Annotated in this window: 2 protein-coding genes; one reads left to right on the plus strand and one right to left on the minus strand. The window is 59.6% G+C overall.

The window, feature by feature from the left end:
* The first annotated feature begins 251 nt into the window (after positions 1–251).
* The gene (locus tag V6C16_RS13920) at positions 252–725 is read left to right on the plus strand and encodes a YbaK/EbsC family protein (protein WP_333534717.1); all 474 of its coding nucleotides are present in this window, start codon (positions 252–254) and stop codon (positions 723–725) included.
* A gap of 43 nt (positions 726–768) precedes the next feature.
* On the opposite strand, the gene V6C16_RS13925 is transcribed toward V6C16_RS13920, so the two are convergent.
* Positions 769–1,123, minus strand: a 355-nt coding sequence (locus V6C16_RS13925; protein ID WP_333543514.1) for a DUF134 domain-containing protein, incomplete at its 5' end; no start/stop codon positions are given.

A 1,123-nucleotide genomic window follows, 5' to 3' on the forward strand; every position in this document is an offset into this window, starting at 1 on the left:
ACATTCTCAAAGTTTAAGGCACGCTCACTTCGGCGTTTAACCGCGCAGATAAACTGCGCTTACGCCTCCGTAGCGAACGTCTGCTCACGCAGCCGTCCGAGCAATTTAAAAGTTAAATTGCTCTAGGCCATTGTATTTGATGGTGCTCCGGCACTGCCCGCGGCTGATGGCGCGGGCTGCCTTGCCGGTGGCTGTTTTTCAGGTTGTTTGGCGGGCTGTTTTTGAAACGCGCGGAGAATAAAGGAAAGGTTATGCGGGTAGACGCAGTAAAGGCCGAGCTGGCAAAGAACGGTCTGGCTGAAGGCTATATGGAGTTTGAGGTGTCGAGCGCCACTGTGGATCTGGCGGCAGCAGCCGTGGGCTGCGAGCCGGGGCGCATTGCCAAAAGCCTTTCTGTTCTGGGACCCGAGGGGCCGGTGGTGCTGGTGGTTATGGGAACGGCCCGGCTGGACAATCGCAAGTTCAAGGATGCCTTTCGGTGCAAGCCCCGTTTTATCAGGCCCGAAGACCTGCAGGAGCAGGTGGGGCATCCTATGGGGGGTGTTTGCCCTTTTGCCCTGCATGACAATGTGCGCGTTTATCTGGACGCCAGCCTGAAGAGCTTTGACCCGGTGTACCCCGCAGCCGGAGCGCCCAACAATGCCGTAAAGATTTCTCTGGCCGAGCTTGAGCGCGTCACCGGCGGAACGTGGGTCGATGTCTGCAAGGAAGAGGAAAAAGCCTAGGGCCGCTGTGGGGGGGGCGCACAACCTGTTTGAACTGAGTGCGTTACCGGTTTCGTCCCCGGCGGCAGCCGCCTCCGCCGCATGATGCGCCCTCGCCGCTGCAAAGCCTGTATTCCCCGCCCTCAATGCGCAGCATCTTGCCGTTGACGAGGGCATCGGCCAATTTTTTACGCGCCTCGGCATAAATGCTCTGCACAGTGGTGCGGGCGATGTGCATGCTTTCGGCGCAACCTTCCTGGGTCATGCCTTCAAGATCAATGAGCCGCAGGGTTTCATACTGGTCCACTGTCATGACAATAACGTCCTGATCCGGCCCATGCGAACCATCCGGCCCATGCGGGGAGTGCATGGCATGGCCCCTGTGGCGGCCTCCCCGTCCCGGCCAGATCGGAAGGGCC

This window comes from Desulfovibrio sp. 1188_IL3213, assembly GCF_036763145.1.
In the GTDB taxonomy this organism is placed as follows: Bacteria; Desulfobacterota; Desulfovibrionia; order Desulfovibrionales; family Desulfovibrionaceae; genus Desulfovibrio.